The following is a 16,556-nucleotide window of genomic DNA, read 5'->3' as shown; positions in this document are numbered from 1 at the left end:
GACAGCATATTAACAACGTTAGTATAATAAAAATAGCGGTAAACTAAGACCTTTCGCTTCTTAGTTTGCCGCTTTTTTAGTTGCCAACTCTTTAAAACTCGACATTATCTTGTTCAAAGAATCCCATCAGTTTTAACGTGTTAGCCATGCTCTCAGTACCTTCAGCTATCTTACGGCGAATAGTGCTGTCACTCAGGCCATGCCTGAAAAACAGCAATGTCTCCTTATAAGAATAACCCTGCATGTACCTGTAATCGACAGCCTTCCTTTCATCATCGTCTTGAATCAATCCGAATGCCCTCTGAAGCTGTTGTGTGTAAAATTTGTACTGCTGATACACCCAACGTTGCTTTTCAATCAAAATCGTAGCGTTGGCCGTCTTATCGGCGTGTAAATCCTCTTGATCGATTCGACGAGCTGCTTCGCCATCAACGGCCACTTGTTTAAGGTCCTGTTCGAATTTTTCAAAATCCTGCATAAGCATCGTCATCTCTTTATATTTTCCGAGCAGGAATTTTGTGCGCTGGATCTCCGATTCAGTTGCTTTTGGAAAGAGCTCTCCTTGTCCCCATGCCATCGCCATTCCCCTCAATCCCCTTTATGATATAATTATTGAGAGGAATAAATTGTTTATTGACCCCCGCCCCGGCCAAGGATGTGGGGGTCTCATTCATCCGTACTATCTCCTTATGGGTTAAATATCTGATATAATTCTTTCGAGGTGAAAATGATGAATGGTAAGAAATTTGTTATTATCATGGTTCTTGTTTTGCTTGTAATATGCGGTTGCTCTTTAGTCGTAGCACAACTCCTGAACTCACTTGGTCGCCCAGACATATAAAAATCAGTTTTACCTTTCAATTTGCTGTCTCTTTTAACCGCCGACGTTTAAAGTCAAACCCCATTCGCTCCAACTTCCCTCGGACACCGAGCGCACTTTTTCCTAACACCGCACCTATTGTTTCGTAACTGTATCCTTCCTGAGCCATACGCAGCAACGTCTGGACTTCATCGGGTGTATATTTGATCAGGTTATTCAGGCGGACCGGCCGCATTTTGAGGTTAAGATCATGGATTCGTCGTTTTATGGACGATTCCGATCGGTTAAACATGCGGGCTAATTCCGGATAAGTAATTTCGGTTTTCAGGATCTGAGCAAGCCTCTGGTCCTCTGCAGGCGTCCAGTCAACAGATTGCCATGTTTTCTGAGACCTTAATTGATCTGCTTTTCGTTTTACTTTCGCCCATTCAGGCTCCGGCCCGATTGTTCCTGGCTCCATTTTGGCTAGATTCAGCAGCTCTTTATGTTTCTCAGCCCATTTCCAGAAGTCGGAATAAGCTATAACCAAAACCCTCGCGCTTTGAGCAAACAACTTCCTCTTGGCGGGCATCCCATAACGATTGATCCAGTTTTTCATGGTGGAGTATTCACGACCAAGCGCTTTGCCAAGCTGGCAAACGGTTATACCGTCAAAGTTCATCCTGGCATCAGATAACCCTATTCGCTGAGCCTTAAGCTTTACGGCATTGATGCTTTTACACAGCCGAGTTGACATCCCCTTTATACTGGTTACTCCCCACTGATCCTGAAGGTACTCAACCTCCTCTTTCGTCCAGTTAGGAAATCTCGCCATACCTACACCCCCAGTGAATGGAATTCAGCACCCTCAGTATCGTCAATCGTTACCGTAGACATCCCGTCCCATTTCTCGCGGATTTCGATTGCCTTTGACTTTACTGCAGCTGCTTGTTTCGGTTGCAGCACGATCCCCATCGCTTCTTCATAATGCTGTGCTGCCTTTGCATAGGCTCTACTGTGCATGTAGTTCATCCAGTTCCAGAATTTATGATTGCTGAAGGTCTTCACCTTCTGAAATACTCGTCTACGGGTCTGCTCATCCACCGTTAATTCCTCCCCAATTTTAAGAACTGACGTTCTGTTAAACGCATGTATTTAGGTACCCCGGTCTGCTTCGACCGGGGTTGTGACACTGCAATATTAAGCGGCTCCGCCGTCCTTCATCATCTTGGTGACCATTTCCTTGTACTTTCTCCACTTCGGCTGTAATTGGCTCGATGTAATGCCTGCAATCCTTGAAATTTCACTCCATGTTTTGCCCTCATTTAGGCGTTTTTCCAAGAACATAGGAAAATCAAATGGAAGCTCGTCGAAGGTAGGACGTTCGATTAAAATGAACTGTTCAAGATCTTCCTTGCTGATCTCTTCATCGCTAGATACCTGGCCTTCCTCAGTTTCAGAGTTCCCGTTCGCTGCTGGCTCTTGATCAGCACCCTCGAAGGTCATCTCATTTCCATCCGGTTTATCCGCTTGCTGCTGTTCCTGCATCCATTCCGGAAGATCGGGACCTCCTTGTGTTGAACCCTCGCCCATGATTTCCTTTTCGTAATCGTTCAGCTCGTCGCTTTCCTCTGGTGGAGGGTCCCCTGCAGGATCCTCAGCTTGTCCATCACTGTGTTCAGCGGATCCCTCTGATCCGGACTCATCGAGGTCCAGCTCAGCCTGATTCTCATCCTTCTGCTCATCTGGTTGCTCAACCGTTGTGACCACACCAGAGGCATCTGCTGTTACGCGACGGCCACCTTGGTAAAGCTTGTAGGCATCGTCTTCATCCTCTTCGAAGTCGAATGCCATTTGCGGATTTCCTACAAAGATATTTACTTCGTTACCTTGACTGTTGCTTAGAAAATTCAGGTATGGTTGAGCAGCTTTCAACGGAATTAATAATTTCATTTCCACATCTGAACCTTTGATGTTGATCCCTTTTTGAATTTCAGCAGTAAATTTTGCGTAGTTTTTAACCATCCCTATCACTTTCCCCTCGTAATATTTTTAGGATAATTCCTTGATCTTGACCTCGATGCGCGGCCGACCGCTGTATTTCTTCTGGGTAAACACTTCAACGACTTGGCTGTCGTCTTTCCAGATGACACCTTTCAGGGCGTCCTTTACACCCTTTAGATAATTGTCAACGTCTGGTTTGGTTGTCGGCCGTATCTCGCCGGCTTCAGCTGCAGCTGCCTTCTTCTTGCTGAAGCTTTTAGGTATCGATCGGTAAACGGTGAGCATCATTCCGACCGGCCCTTCCAAAAGGCTTTTCGGTGCATGTTGAGCGGCTGCGAGCCGGACATAATCCTTGTAATTCCGAGACTTCGCCGGGTCATAAGCCTTTACGAAGCCGCCGGCGGTGCTGAACTTTGGCCTTCCCTGCGCGACGGGTTCGCCGTAAACGGTGAACTGGATCATATGGCGTCGCCTCCTTTCTCGATTCCCCGAAGAGCATGAACACTTCCCCTATCTGCCGGCCGTCGTCGTCGTAAATGATTTCCCACGGGGACTCTTGAAAATATGGGTCAATCAATTTCCGTTGCATGCTGCATCTCCATTCCGTGCCATCCAGCAGCGATTGTGTCGAACTCAGCAATCCCCTCTTGGAGCTCAGTTTGATCAATCCCCGCGAATTCAGCTTGCAGCTCGTCCTGATCAGGCACCTGGCCAGTCCGGACGAAACGGTGCTTCATGTATTCGTAGACGCTCCATCTACTCCAAGGACTCCCCATCAGGCACCTCGGCGGATGGAGCGTTTCTTTAATCCGCTCTTGCTAATCAGAAGCAACTCCGTCGGGGTATCTTGGACGACTAGCCAGGAATCCGGAACAAGCTTCCATGCCTTCATTTCTTCCTTCTGCTTACGGGTAGGTTTTGTTGGCCTCGTTTGTTTCCCCAATGTTATTCCTCCCTCATGCCCATTGGCGTTTATCTATATTGACCACCTTGTTTTGTTTTGGTGGATTTGGTGGCTTTGGACCGGGATCTGAATGAATCCGGTCGTAATTGACAAATTTATTGAACTGCTTCAGGAACACCAGCTCCACAGTACCCACAGGGCCGTTCCGCTGTTTAGCGATAATGATTTCGATGATGTTCTTTTTCTCGGATTCTTTGTCGTAATAATCATCCCGGTATAAGAAGGCCACAATGTCAGCATCCTGTTCGATCGATCCGGATTCTCGAAGGTCGCTCATCATTGGACGCTTATCCTGCCGTTGCTCCACGCCGCGGCTAAGCTGGGAAAGCGCGATAATCGGAACATCCAACTCTTTGGCCAGCTGTTTCAATGTCCGGGAGATCTCCGAGACCTCCTGCTGCCGGTTCTCTGGCCCACGACCCTTGCTGCGGCCGACGATCAGTTGCAGATAATCGATTACGATAAGTCCAAGTCCTTCCTGCTTCTTAAGGCGCCGGCATTTCGACTGTATATCATGCACCGTGATTCCAGCTGAGTCGTCGATCAAAATATTCGTACCACCGAGGACACCAGCAGCCGCGGACATTTTGCTCCAATCATCTTCCGCCATATCACCCATCCGGAGTTTACTGGCTTCCAGATTCCCCTCAGCACTGACCATTCGGGTGACCAATTGAGCAGCCGACATCTCCAAACTAAATATCGCTACAGGTTCCCTACTCAGAAGTGCTACATTCTGCGCAATGTTGAGAGCAAAAGCTGTCTTCCCAACAGATGGCCGGGCAGCGACAATGATTAAATCGCTACATTGTAGACCGGCTGTGATTAAATCCAAATCTGTGTACCCAGTTTGAAGTCCCGTAACATTACCTGTCTTATACGCCTCTGATTTAACCTCTGTCGTCTCAATGACTTCCACCAGGACGTCATTGATTCGTTTGAAATCCTTCTTAGGAGCTGCTTGATCTGCCAGTGTTGTCGCAACTTGCTGAGCTGATGTGACTAGGTGTCGTATATCCTCACCGGCCATAGCAGCCTGTATCCCGGCCATGCTTGACCGAATATATTCACGCAACGTGTACTTGGTTAGGACTGACTTGACGTAAGATTCTATATTTGCTGTCGTCGGAACTGAGCGAGCCAGATTTGACAAGTAGCTGACGCCACCTGTATCTTCAAGCTCTTTCTGATCTTGCAGACGAGAAGCCAACGTCACCAGGTCGATCGGCTGCCCTTCCTCGGCAAGTTCCATCATTCTGCTAAAGATAAGCCGATGCTCTGCGCGATAAAAGGCGTTCGGGACCAGTGCTTCAACGTACTCGTACACATCCGGATTGACCAGGATAGCACCGAGTACCGAGCACTCAGCGGCCAAATCATGCGGCATCTCGGGTAGGATCATGTCAGGCACGTTTGAGCTTTGCATATACTGCCTCTTTCCAACCTGGCGGAGGTGGGCACGCTTCTTCTCGAGCACGGGCGCGTTCAGCGAAATACTCCTGGGTAAAGGATTTCATTCGGTCGCGCTCGATCTGTTCCCCCAAGCTTCCTCGGATCTCTGATATGCCAGGTGGCCATTTCTTTGTCTTGATGTGCTGCTCGACATTATGCAAAGCTGCTTCAAACGGGAAATCTTTGAGATATTTCAAGTGGCGATCAATCTCTTCGTCACTATCGTTAAATTGCGGGTACTCTTGCTTGATTTCGATGAAAAGGTCGATTACCTCAGCTCTGTTCACGCTGCCGTTCCTCCCTTGCTCGTCTTCGTAAGTTTTCAAGCGCCTGCTGCTGCTTGCTCATTCGTTTCGGTTGCTCTGGCGCTCCCTGGGCGACTCCAGCCATCGACGGACTGGTAGTTTGGGAGTTCTGCCAAGCTTCGTGAATTCCGTCCACGTAGTACAAAAAGCTGGTTGGGTATTTAAAACCTTCTCCCTCCCGTTCACGCTTTGCCTGAAGCAGGCCCTCCATAGTTCGGATGGTAAAGGGTACCGGCATCCCCCCGGCGACCATCTTACCCATGGCTTCGCGCTCTTTTTGTCTAACGTGGAAATCAAGCTTGTTATTCAATTTGCAATAAGCGTTTAAAATGGCAATCATTCCGTCTATCTGAGGGTCAGCATCTTCCTCATGCCATTCCCTAGTAGTAGGAGTAGTAGTAATAAGATCTTTAATATCTTTTAGATCAGACATATTTGTCCGATCACTACCCGAAAATGACGTCTGATCGGACATTTTTGTCTGATCAGTTTGCTTGTGATCAGACAAATTTGTCTTATCACCGTCGATGTGATCGGACATTTTTGTCTGTTCACTTCCGGGTGATCGGACATTTTTGTCCGGTCTCTTTTTGGAATTTCTGACCCAAAGTATTAAGCCTCTTGGAGCCCTGGTCACTCGTATGTATTGATGAATCTCTAAGGTGTCCAACCAGCGGCTCACAGTTTTGTCGTTGACTCCGAACCTTTCGGAGATCTCTGACAGCTTCATAGGCTTGTTCCCAAGGACGATGCCCCAGACCGTTCCTTCTTCGTCTTTCTCCGCCGTCGTGGAGCTTACGCACCAGAGGAAAAGCCATATCGCGCTGCCTATTCGTTTGTAATGTTCTGGCTCAAGTAATCCGGAGTAAATCGGAAAAGAGTAACTTCCCTCGGGCATCGACTCATCCCCTTAAATTGCTATTAATCCCGCACGATTTTGATAAAGGTTCCATTTACTCCCTTGCCCTGGGCTGCTGTCTGCAACCCGTCTGTAAGGGATTCAATCACTGTTGCGATAATTGGGCCGTATCCTTCAGGCTTCAAGTCAAATCCGATCAATGATCCTAATGTAAAGGCAACGGAAGTATAGAAATGGCCGTGCTGATCAATCCCCGCCATCTTCGCTTCCTCGTTTTTTCCGGAAAGAAAATCGACAATTTCCTTCGTACGCTGGTTTAATTCTTCCTTTGTCATTTGGCTCATATCGCACGCTCCCTTATAATTCGTTCTTTCCATTCCTTATCACCAAGACATCGGCCAGGCGTTATTTCAAAGTGCCGCCTGCCGAGAACATAGGAGACAAACTTACCTGAAGACCGTTCGTAGTACATGCCGTTTAAAACCGTCTGCGCATCCTGCTCTTCGAACAGATCCAACTGTATGGGTTCACTCATGTTTTACGCCCCCTGTCATCCCGCAGGAACACGATTGGATATATCACTCGGACAACTGTCCACCCAGGATACCCTCGTGCAAAGTAGGCCCGAGTCTCCCGTTTAAATGCTTCCGGATCCGACTGCATTAGCCTCCAGATCCGATCGCCCATCATACTGCGCATCAATGGCTTATCATCGATCATCGTTCAGCCACACGGACCATCTTACCGGTCACTTCCTGAATCTCTCGCTTAAAACGTTCCTCATCGCTGTTGCCATCCGATAAGTGCAGGAGCCAGATCTCTTGGACGTTTCGGGTATCATTGGCTTTCAAGAAATCTTTTACATGTTCCAGACCAAAGTGCGACTTCAGCAGCCGCTTCATTTGTGCTGGATGCAGGCGGCCGGATGTCACCCGTTCCTTTACGATGTCCATCGAATAATTGCATTCCACCATGATGTGGGTTAGATCCCGGAAGCGATGCCGGCAGTAGTAGGTGTCCGTCAAAAAGACCAGTTTGTCCCCGGCCGTATTGGCCAGAAGGAACCCTAGTGGCTCCTCGACGTCGTGCTGTATGTCAAAGGGGAGAATAGACCAGGTGCCAACTTGAAACGGCTCCATTGCCTTGATGACCTTCAAACGATGCCCTGCGAGGCCTCTGGCGTCCGCTGTGCCTTGACTGGTATACACGTCCACACCAGCCTTCATGATGTCCTTGGCGGCCTTGCTATGGTCCTGATGTTCATGGGTGATCAGGCAGCCCGCAATCTTCGTCATTCGAAACTTCAAAGCCCGCTGCAGTGATTTGAAAGGAAATCCGGCCTCCAGAAGGAGAGCCGTTTTCCCATCGCTAATCCGGTATGCATTGCCCGCACTGCTGGAGCCTAGACATTGAATATCGATCACCAGGACTCAGGGCCGCTACCAGCCGACTCCATTTGAGGTACATCACCTGAGAAATCCTCAAAGTCCATCGCTTGTTGATCAGCAGGATCTGGCTTGGATTTAGCAGTACTGCCTGAAGAGGTTTCTTTCTTTGCTTGGGCTGGATCAGGTTCCGGATCTGTGTCGATTGGTGGTGTAATGTCGATGACATTCTTGTTCGCGTTCTCACTGATTTCCTGATTCACCTCAGATTCCGCGAAGTCACTCTCCATTTGTTTCAAACGGAGATAATCATCATCGATCTTCTGGCTGTCAATGGTGATATCGCTATGCGCAGCCCGATATACCGTCTTCCAGCACATCTTATCGAACCAGCCTTCAACAGACTCCTTGCCTACCTTTTTACCGTTCTCCCACTTGTCCCTTTCACCGCCCCAGAACTCAGGACTTGCGTGGTCAGGCTTGCGCTTCTCGATTTCTTTAATCGTCATCATGACGAGCTTGTTTTTTTCAGGGGTCTTTGTGTATGAATGAAAGTAAAAGCCACCAAGGATGGATCCACGATCAAAGGGGTTCTTAATTTCAAACTCATACCCCTCATGTGGATGATTAGCATCTTTTTTGATTGGAACGAAATAATCATTGGAGTAAACAAGCTCAACTGTTACGTGATCTGGAATATCCAAACCATATTTCACGGACTTTAGTTCAAGTCCGCGGTATCCTTCAATGAAGACAATGTCATACTTATTGGTATTGTTATTTTTAAAAGGGATTAGGTTGATGTGATTCGGTTGTGATGGATCAAATCCAATTCGTGCGTAAGCAACAACATCGCGGGCAAGCTTGTCCATATTCACGTTCGCCCAAGTGACGGCTAAGGCATCTCGATATCTTTCGGATTTCTTCAAGCGCTTCTCTTCCGTGGACTTGAGAACGGAATCTAAGGCAACGAAGTAATTTTGAGCGAGTCGCTTTTGAAAGTTTGTTAATGCAACTTCGCCAACACTTGAACCAAATTCTGATATAACTTTGGTCATGAAGCGTTCAGACTGGGTCGGCTCTTTTTTTGCAATAGCCTGCTGATTTTCTGTGGTCAATTAGATCGCCTCCTGCATGCTTTTATTCTTCGTCTCGATCCGGAGCTTCTTGTCAGTTTCGGAAACGATCAACCGGATCACTTGGGCATCTGTATCAATCAACTGCGTTACAGCCTCAGCATTGTCGATAAATATCGGCGCCGAAAATCCATAATGCTCAGAGAGGGTGTTGATTATGTCCAGGCCAACGTTTATACGAGCTGCGTTGTTGAGCCCGCCGTCATAAGGTACACCATTGTAGAGGGTGTCACAAACTTCTTTCAGCCCCCCATTGATCTGCTCCTCAAACAATCGGAAACGTGCATATTTGAATTTGGAATTGATCTTCGAATCCAGTAGAGCAACCTTAGAACGGGTGAACTCCTCTGTGAGAAACAGTTCCTCTTGTAACTGCTCATATTCGGCAGCTAGGACTCTCTCCTGCTTCTCGAGCTCGGCGATCCTTTGCTCTGTCTTCCGTACCTGAGCAAAATTTGCTTTATCCTCTTCCAGCTTTCGAAGCTCAGCCTGAATATCGTTTATATCTTGCTGTACCCGCCAGCATTCTTCCTTAGCATAATCGCTTAGACGAATGATCTCCTCTTGAATGGTCTCCTTCTCTGTAAGAAGTTGCTGATATTCCGGATCTGCCTTGGGATCCTGAATGCCGGAACGTAATCTTTCGAGTTCTGTCTCGGCTGCCTTCAGATCAGCTTGCATGATAGCTGATTTGTCGCTTAACTGATTAATCTCATCCAGTAGTCGAGAATTGACTTGCTCCAAACGACGAATCTCTTCTTTAGCCGCTTTTCCTTTCTTGCTGATCTGCTCCAGTCTCTCAGCTTTGGAGCGATTAAACGCTGCCTCAGCCTTGGTGTGAGCCTCTTGAATTTGCTCAGCCGAAAGGGCTTGTCCGCAACTCGGACATTTTTCATCATGTTGATGGCCTTCAAACTCTCTTTCGTTAACCTCTGCCCATTCAGCCCCTAAGCGAGAAACCTCATGTTTATTAGCATCAATGGTTCTTTCACCTTGCTCGATCCGATGAAGTTTATCATCAATCTGCCGACGCAAAGCGTCATGCTCTCCTTGTAACCGGCCAGTTTCATTGCGCTTGATGGCCACTTGATCCAGCGCATCTGACTGCAATCGATTTTGTATTTTAAGAATCTCGGCTTCAATTTCGCGGATTCGCTTTTCTTTGACTGCTGATTCCCCGCCGTTTTGGATGCGGAGCTTCTCTTCCTCTTTGGCTTTCAATCGGGACCGAAGCGTATCGATATCCTCCTGAAGCAGCTCCTCGTCTAGATCAGAAATGTCTGGCTGACTGAGTTGAGCCTCGCTGATTCGAACCGGAAGCTCTTCGATTTCTTTGTTGATTGCCTTGCACCGAGCAGCTACCATCTTCCGATGACTTTCCACGGCCCTATCACCCAGAATAGCAGGCAGTCGACTAAGAGCCGGATTTGAGTGAATAACCTCTGCATCTGTGATATCACCGCAGATTTCCAACAGTACCTTGCGGCGCTCTTCTTTCTTCAATTGCTCGTTGAAATAAGTCGGATTGGTCAGAAGCTTGAACAGATCCTCTTTAATCAAGGAATCAATCTCATCCTTGAATTCACCAGCTTTAACTGGTATACCGTCGATATAATAGTCAGTGGTATGTCCCTCGAAGGAATCAGTCACTGAACCGCGCTTCTTCGTCCATTTTTCCGAGAGGACTCTTCGGAAGGTTCGGCGTCGACCGTTGACAAGAAGATCAGCTTCGACTTCATGCTCAATCTTGTGTTTGCGAACCTTTCCGGTGGTATCGAGTTCTTTGATTTCGAAGTCTGAGCGGTTGAAACTGTCCTTACCGAATGGCAGCCAGGTGAAACCATCGAAAATCGTTGTCTTACCTGTTCCGTTATCACCAAAGATGTCTACGTCCCCACCATTGGTGGCAAGAGCATATTCGCGGAACCCCTTAAAATTACGAAACTTCAGACGCTCAAGTACAATCCTATTCAAGCGATTCCCTCCTCAATGGATGATTTCATTTCATGGTTTAAAATAACTTGTTGATCTGGCGTCTCCGGATAGCGATTACCATTCAGAAATGTCCGGAGTTTGTATTCCAGTTCCGCTAGCTGCTCCGGATCTGCATGCAGCTGGAATGAACCTGCTTGTTGCCGGATAGTCAGTACGGGCGGAGAATATTGTGTAGCCGGCTGAATCTCCACATCGATTGTCCGACCAGATACGTCAGCCGAAAAAGCAGTTGACAATTCAATCACTCCCTCTTGTGTGATTCGCCCCCATCTGCTAATATGGGGGCAACAAAATTTATTTTTTGGCACCAGATATGACCCGTTCCTGCGGGTCATTTTCTGTTTGATCATGTTCAGCGATGTTCTGCCATTCCACAATGACCGGGCAGTTCTCTACACTGGCAATAACCTGTTCGTTCTCATCGATCACCCAGAACTCGGAAATGTTGTCATCACCCACTTGTTTGATCTCAATTACTTCCCGGCTGTTGACCTCAGTACCGACTTCAAAAATTCTTGTTGGGTTACTGACTACGGTCAGTTTTTGAATAACCTGCATAGTTCTCTTCCTCCCTTCGTATGTACTTTTCAAGGTGGTCCGGCGGTTGGCACCACCTTGGATGCGTTAGCCGCATCTCTCGACGCCGAACAGGAGAATAGGTTAGAAAACTGTCCGACGCCGAGAGACAGGGCTGACAGCCCTGAAACTATCGATTGAACTCTGCCCAAAATGGGCCTGAAATCTCTCGAGGTAATGAATCGATAACGTTCTGAAAGAGTTTGTAATTTGAGATGGCTTTCTCGTCTCCTGGCTTTGATACAATCCATGCATCCATAACTTGTTTGTATCGAAAGGCAAGTGCCTGAACGAATTCCTGAATATCCTCAGCTGTCATCGTTTGTGCCCTTGCCACAACATGCGCTTGCCTACCATTTTCATAAGCTGAATAAATAAGTCTTGCGACGGTGTTGCTGGTATCGGAATTCCAGCCATTAAGCCAGTCCACTATCCGGGATTCTTGCTCCGACAAATCCCTACCGACTTGCTCCATAACTAAACCTTTATCAATCATGTCGTACCCTCCTTGCGCTTCCGTTGTTCGTCAGCTACAATAGACGACAAGAGACTCATTAGACGTGTTCTCAACCGAGACTGCCCTGGCCGGCGGTCTTTTTTTTCTATTTCTTTTTCCGCGAATCTGATCATGTTGTTCAAATAGTCGATTCCATCAACCAATTTGTTGGGGTGAATCATCCTATCTGGATTCCGGACGATGACCTGCAGATTATGTTCAGCATTTCTTCCAGCCTGTAGAGCTTGTTTTACCAACTCGTTTCTCAACATATCGAAACCTCACTTCATGTATTTTTTTGCTTTAAGATCGGCGCGGTGCTCTTTCCACGTGGCAAACCAACTGAATGAATATTCCTTACAGAGGACCGCTGCAAAGTGAGTCAACGCCGTTATCGCTTCGACCGTTTCCATCAGCAGCCGTTTCATGATCTTTCTTTCTGATTCGTTGAGTTGATCTGCCGTCTTGCTGATCGGCGCCTCGGATGTGAGCACTAAGACTTCCTTGATTTCCTCGACCGTTTTGAAAAGAACTGATGCTCTATGTAAATCCACATTGTTGAGCCAGGGGGCAAAAGCGCCGCCAGTAACCTCCCCGGCTGCTGCAATGTAAAGCTGACCATCATCGTAATGCTTAGTCGTGGAAGCCATAACTTCCTTAGAAGGTTTCCTTGTTCCCTTTACGATCTTCCCGATCAGGGAAGCATCTACGTGAGCTGCGGCGCCGGCCGTCCCTCGCGTCTCTCCTTTTCGTTTCAGCACTTCGTCGAGTGCTGGTCCAAACTGTCCGATTGCCATTGCTTTATCGATCTCCTTTGTCCGATTTATTGGGAGATGACGGACAAGGATCTGATGTATTATGAAGTTGTAAGAAAACCTTCCCCACTCGTCATCCCCTTCGCCGCTGGCAGCTGGTACCGCTCCGGCGGCTTTCTTCTATCCTCTTCAAATCTTCTTGCGCTTCCTTCAAGACTCGCTTCCTTTCAAGCTTCGATAGCTTTTCCGGATTTATAGCGTACTTCGGAAGCGACATGTCCAGAGCGATCTCGACATCAATGTTTTTGAGCAGGCTTCTTGTTACTGTTGCTGAAACACAGGCAGTTCTGGAAGTTTGGCGCATCCATCGAAACCGTATGTTCTTCACCTCCGCGATTTAAGCCAGTCGTAAAAATCCCATTTCAAACACCGAATTGCATCACCTTTCTTTCTGGATCCATCCAGATGCGGAAACGTTGGATCATTTGCCGCAAATGTCAAAGTTGATTTTGACCACCCCATCAATTCAAGAATATGCTTTGATTGAAGTACCTCAGGAAACTGGGATGTTTGCAATTCCACTAGCTGTTTCTCCAGTTCCTCATTTCGTTCAGCGAGATCAGCAGCCAAACGTAAAGCTTCCGCCAATGTTGAAGGGGTTGTAAGTGCTCTTGCCATGCTCTCTCCTCCCTATCAAAATTTCACGAGTACATAACGTGTCTTACTTTGATCTGGCCACATGCTGTGTAATGTCCACCCTAGTGAAAGCAATTCGTTCACTTTAGAAAAATCATAGGTTTCGTTAACTGCCTTCGCTTCTGATAATTGTTGTTCCACCTACCCCACCTCCTTTCGATCAGATGATGCTGTCTGTACATCGTCACGAAACATTTCGTTTCCATCATCTACAAAAAAAATAGTCCATTCAAATCCTAAGGACGAAGCGATTCGTTTCGCTAGATCTACGCTTGGATTTCTAACTCCTGACTCAATCATCCCATAATATTGACGACTAACTTCAACTTGATTTGCAACATCATCATGGGTTTTATTACTGGCAATTCTAAGTTTGGCTAACCATTCTCTAGCCATTACATCCACCTCCTTAAGCAACGTTTTGTTTCCTGTTATCTCTCATTATAAGCAACATTTTGTTTCTGTCAACTCTTTTATGCAACTTTTTGTTTCGGTGCTTTTAGGCAACATATAGTTGCGTTATACTTTCTTCATAAGAAGAGGTGATATGGTGCGCTTAGATCGATTGAAGAGCCACAGATTAGAAAAAAAACTTACCCATGAAGATATGGCAAGCAAATTGGGGATTACCCGACAAGGGTACGGAAATTATGAATCAGGGAAAAGAGATTTGGATACAGCTACCTTAACTCTTATAGCTGACATACTTGATGTTGATACCGATTATCTTCTAGGTCGAACAGATATCCCTCGCTCAAACAATGAAGATTCAGAGCTTGAGAAACTGCTTGAGAACCCAGTACACGGAGCTTTCTTCAAGGGATATCTGGATGCCCCAGAACAGAAAAAGGCAGAGATGCGTCAGTTTTTAAAGTTCATTTTGGAGCAAGAGAAAGATCGTAAACCTGGTCAACAACAAGGAGAATGAAATAGCCATTATTGGCTTTTCTTTTTACCTTAAAACCGAACATATATTCCTATAATTGAGGGGGTGCAGCATGTTTAGATTTTATGAAACCACTCTTTTAGAGCAGTTTGTCGAAGACTTATATAAAAAACACGGAATACTTACTCCACAACAACTGAATATTGAAGAATTAGCCAGGCGCCTAAACGTATGGGTTTATTATTCGGAGCTAGGTAGTGAAGCGGTGGAAATAAAGAGCGGGTTAGGATCCATTAACATTTATAAGAATCAGTCAAGGGCAAGGCAATGGATCGATTTTCTGCATGAACTATGCCATATATTACGCCATTCTGGTGATCAGAGAATCATGCCCGAGCAATTCACCAGAGCTCAAGAAGCTGAAGCAGATAATTTTGTTCTTTATGCAGCAATGCCGATTTCAATGATCTCACAACTTCGATTACCTGTAAGAAAGAATGATGCTATTCATTTCTTAGCCTCTATTTTCAAAGTCCCGTTGTATCTAGCTAAAAAGAGACTTGAACAAATCCAACATAGATTGTGCCAAGGGAAGTTGTTAACGGAGACTGTTAAACAGGTTGAAGACAGCGATCATGTTAGTAATGGAGATCATGACCATATGAGAGAGACTAAAGTCTACGCATATTACGATCCCGCTGATGATTTGATCGCACCTTCACAATTTATCATTCATGTAGACCATGAAACTTTACATACTCAAGAAGAACTCATTTTCTCCATAGATGGCCCATTTGAGGTAGTCGAGGATGGCCAGCTTGAGAATTTTACAGACAGTAAACCAGTAAAGTTTTTCGATTTGGATTATACCAGAGAAGGAAAAGTCAGTTTAAAGCTGAGCCATCTGGCAAGCAGATATTATAACTCTGCAAATAAGTTTGTAATTCAGAAAAAAGATATTGAGGAATTACTAAGGTTTTATGGAGATGAATTTTAAGGAGGGCTAATATATGAAAGGCCATGTATATCCAAGAGGAAAAACATATACGTATGTAATCGATCTACCACCTGATCCAATGACAGGTGGTCGAAGGCAAAAATCAAAAGGCGGTTTTAAAACCGAAAAGGAAGCCTGGACAGCGTGCCACTTAAAAATTGCTGAGATTGAGAAAGGTCTGCATGTCGATGACTCAAAAATAACCCTTCGGGAATACCTGCTGGAATATCTCGAAACCCATGCTAAGCCAAATTTTAAGCCTACTTCATATGATACTGAGAAAACGGTTATTGAAGCTCGAATTATTCCTGTTCTCGGTAAAGTAAGACTTCAAGCATTAACTCCTCGAGCAATCAAAACATTCTACGCCGAGCTACGAAAAACCTATTCAAAGGAGTATGTAAAGACTATTCACGGCATTCTGAAGCGTGCACTGAGGATCGCTTACACCGAATCAGGGCTCTTGTCAGAGGATATTATGAGCAAGGTATCCATGAGAAGCAAGGTTAATGCAAACGAGCAAAAGGAAATGAAGTTCTGGTCTGTTGAAGAATTCAACCAGTTTCTAAAATCATCGAAAGGTCATGTTCACTATATTGTTTTCTCACTCGCAATTTATACTGGCATGCGTCGCGGTGAGATTCTGGGTCTTCGCTGGAAGGATGTCGATTTTGAGCGCAAGGAGCTGCTGGTTACTCAAACAGCCAATTGGACCCGTTCAGGATTGGTCATACAGCGCCCTAAGACGAATGATTCAATCCGTAGGGTAAAGCTATTCCAGTTTATCTTAGACGACCTTCAGGAACGCTATCAGCAGATTCAGAAGAATAAATCTGAGTACGGCGATGGGTATGAGGATAATGATCTCGTATGCTGCTACCCGAACGGCGGTTATATAAAACCGAAACGTATAACAGAAGGAATGGACGTTTTGGTCCGGAAGGCAGGAGTAAAGAAGATTCGATTCCACGATTTAAGACATACCCACGCGTCGTTTTTACTCCGGATTGGCATAAACCCCAAAGTGGCAGCTGAACGTCTTGGTATGACCCCAGCAATGTTCAATGAGCGATACTCTCACTTACTCCCTACAATGCAAGATGAAGCCATTGACAGAATCGAAGCAGAGCTCAATAAGTACTCTGAAAAGATGCGAGATCCTGTGGATAAATAGCTGCCGTTAGCAAATACGTTAGCAAATTGAAGTTCCTGCTTTTTCACCATTGTTTTTTATGCAACTAAACAGTCCTG

General features: G+C 46.1%; 25 protein-coding genes. 3 read left to right on the top strand and 22 right to left on the bottom strand.

Translation table 11 applies throughout. The annotated features are described in order from the left end of the window. Positions 1–91 precede the first annotated feature (91 nt). From M1D70_RS09325 to M1D70_RS09220, 22 genes are all read right to left on the bottom strand, one after another. Positions 92–583, bottom strand: a complete 492-nt coding sequence (locus M1D70_RS09325) for a hypothetical protein (RefSeq protein ID WP_456289707.1) — start codon at positions 581–583, stop codon at positions 92–94. A 274-nt stretch (positions 584–857) separates the two neighbouring features. Next, positions 858–1,634: a hypothetical protein gene (locus M1D70_RS09320; protein ID WP_456289706.1), complete on the bottom strand. Its 777-nt coding sequence runs from the start codon at positions 1,632–1,634 to the stop codon at positions 858–860. 2 nt (positions 1,635–1,636) lie between these two features. Next, on the bottom strand, positions 1,637–1,903 hold the full coding sequence (locus tag M1D70_RS09315; protein ID WP_456289705.1) for a hypothetical protein: 267 nt from the start codon (positions 1,901–1,903) through the stop codon (positions 1,637–1,639). 96 nt (positions 1,904–1,999) lie between these two features. Then, positions 2,000–2,824: a hypothetical protein gene (locus M1D70_RS09310; RefSeq protein WP_456289704.1), complete on the bottom strand. Its 825-nt coding sequence runs from the start codon at positions 2,822–2,824 to the stop codon at positions 2,000–2,002. A gap of 27 nt (positions 2,825–2,851) precedes the next feature. After that, positions 2,852–3,265: a RusA family crossover junction endodeoxyribonuclease gene (locus tag M1D70_RS09305; protein ID WP_456289702.1), complete on the bottom strand. Its 414-nt coding sequence runs from the start codon at positions 3,263–3,265 to the stop codon at positions 2,852–2,854. Positions 3,266–3,372: 107 nt separating this feature from the next. Continuing rightward, complete coding sequence (locus tag M1D70_RS09300; RefSeq protein ID WP_456289701.1) at positions 3,373–3,540, bottom strand: hypothetical protein; 168 nt, start codon at positions 3,538–3,540, stop codon at positions 3,373–3,375. A gap of 38 nt (positions 3,541–3,578) precedes the next feature. After that, the gene (locus tag M1D70_RS09295; protein WP_456289700.1) at positions 3,579–3,746 is read right to left on the bottom strand and encodes a DUF6906 family protein; all 168 of its coding nucleotides are present in this window, start codon (positions 3,744–3,746) and stop codon (positions 3,579–3,581) included. 13 nt (positions 3,747–3,759) lie between these two features. Next, the gene (gene dnaB / locus M1D70_RS09290) at positions 3,760–5,193 is read right to left on the bottom strand and encodes a replicative DNA helicase (RefSeq protein WP_456289698.1); all 1,434 of its coding nucleotides are present in this window, start codon (positions 5,191–5,193) and stop codon (positions 3,760–3,762) included. Next, positions 5,171–5,506: a hypothetical protein gene (locus M1D70_RS09285; protein WP_456289696.1), complete on the bottom strand. Its 336-nt coding sequence runs from the start codon at positions 5,504–5,506 to the stop codon at positions 5,171–5,173. The genes dnaB and M1D70_RS09285 overlap by 23 nt, the downstream gene beginning before the upstream one ends. Further along, on the bottom strand, positions 5,493–6,422 hold the full coding sequence (locus tag M1D70_RS09280; RefSeq protein ID WP_456289695.1) for a hypothetical protein: 930 nt from the start codon (positions 6,420–6,422) through the stop codon (positions 5,493–5,495). Before M1D70_RS09280 ends, M1D70_RS09285 begins: the two co-directional genes overlap by 14 nt. 23 nt (positions 6,423–6,445) lie before the next feature. Then, a complete protein-coding gene (locus tag M1D70_RS09275) occupies positions 6,446–6,718 on the bottom strand; it encodes a hypothetical protein (protein WP_456289694.1) in 273 nt (90 codons plus the stop codon). A gap of 5 nt (positions 6,719–6,723) precedes the next feature. Next, the gene (locus M1D70_RS09270; protein WP_456289693.1) at positions 6,724–6,918 is read right to left on the bottom strand and encodes a hypothetical protein; all 195 of its coding nucleotides are present in this window, start codon (positions 6,916–6,918) and stop codon (positions 6,724–6,726) included. Between the two features lie 181 nt (positions 6,919–7,099). Continuing rightward, entirely contained in the window at positions 7,100–7,807 is a 708-nt protein-coding gene (locus M1D70_RS09265) for an MBL fold metallo-hydrolase (protein ID WP_456289692.1), read from the bottom strand. Beyond that, positions 7,804–8,886, bottom strand: coding sequence for a recombinational DNA repair protein (RecE pathway) (locus M1D70_RS09260; protein ID WP_456289691.1), 1,083 nt, complete (start codon positions 8,884–8,886; stop codon positions 7,804–7,806). The genes M1D70_RS09265 and M1D70_RS09260 overlap by 4 nt, the downstream gene beginning before the upstream one ends. Next, entirely contained in the window at positions 8,887–10,878 is a 1,992-nt protein-coding gene (locus M1D70_RS09255) for an AAA family ATPase (protein WP_456289690.1), read from the bottom strand. It lies immediately after the preceding gene. After that, entirely contained in the window at positions 10,875–11,144 is a 270-nt protein-coding gene (locus M1D70_RS09250) for a hypothetical protein (RefSeq protein ID WP_456289689.1), read from the bottom strand. Before M1D70_RS09250 ends, M1D70_RS09255 begins: the two co-directional genes overlap by 4 nt. A gap of 49 nt (positions 11,145–11,193) precedes the next feature. Then, positions 11,194–11,457, bottom strand: a complete 264-nt coding sequence (locus M1D70_RS09245) for a hypothetical protein (RefSeq protein ID WP_456289688.1) — start codon at positions 11,455–11,457, stop codon at positions 11,194–11,196. 148 nt (positions 11,458–11,605) lie between these two features. Beyond that, a complete protein-coding gene (locus M1D70_RS09240; protein ID WP_456289687.1) occupies positions 11,606–11,971 on the bottom strand; it encodes a hypothetical protein in 366 nt (121 codons plus the stop codon). A 281-nt stretch (positions 11,972–12,252) separates the two neighbouring features. Next, positions 12,253–12,768, bottom strand: coding sequence for an XRE family transcriptional regulator (locus M1D70_RS09235; protein ID WP_456289686.1), 516 nt, complete (start codon positions 12,766–12,768; stop codon positions 12,253–12,255). A 342-nt stretch (positions 12,769–13,110) separates the two neighbouring features. Then, a complete protein-coding gene (locus M1D70_RS09230; protein ID WP_456289685.1) occupies positions 13,111–13,404 on the bottom strand; it encodes a hypothetical protein in 294 nt (97 codons plus the stop codon). Between the two features lie 15 nt (positions 13,405–13,419). Next, positions 13,420–13,563, bottom strand: coding sequence for a hypothetical protein (locus M1D70_RS09225; protein ID WP_456289684.1), 144 nt, complete (start codon positions 13,561–13,563; stop codon positions 13,420–13,422). After that, positions 13,564–13,818, bottom strand: a complete 255-nt coding sequence (locus M1D70_RS09220; RefSeq protein WP_456289683.1) for a helix-turn-helix transcriptional regulator — start codon at positions 13,816–13,818, stop codon at positions 13,564–13,566. It abuts the gene before it with no gap. Positions 13,819–13,987: 169 nt separating this feature from the next. Here M1D70_RS09220 and M1D70_RS09215 point away from each other — a divergent pair, with 169 nt between their 5' ends. From M1D70_RS09215 to M1D70_RS09205, 3 genes are all read left to right on the top strand, one after another. Beyond that, complete coding sequence (locus M1D70_RS09215; protein WP_456289682.1) at positions 13,988–14,350, top strand: helix-turn-helix domain-containing protein; 363 nt, start codon at positions 13,988–13,990, stop codon at positions 14,348–14,350. Between the two features lie 70 nt (positions 14,351–14,420). Beyond that, positions 14,421–15,305: an ImmA/IrrE family metallo-endopeptidase gene (locus M1D70_RS09210; RefSeq protein ID WP_456289681.1), complete on the top strand. Its 885-nt coding sequence runs from the start codon at positions 14,421–14,423 to the stop codon at positions 15,303–15,305. Between the two features lie 13 nt (positions 15,306–15,318). Beyond that, a complete protein-coding gene (locus M1D70_RS09205) occupies positions 15,319–16,479 on the top strand; it encodes a site-specific integrase (protein WP_456289680.1) in 1,161 nt (386 codons plus the stop codon). The last annotated feature ends 77 nt before the right edge of the window (positions 16,480–16,556 follow it).

It is taken from the genome of Paenibacillus sp. AK002, assembly GCF_053903045.1.
The sequence above is the reverse complement of the archived record's forward strand: the minus strand, read 5'-3'. Positions and strand labels throughout refer to the sequence as shown.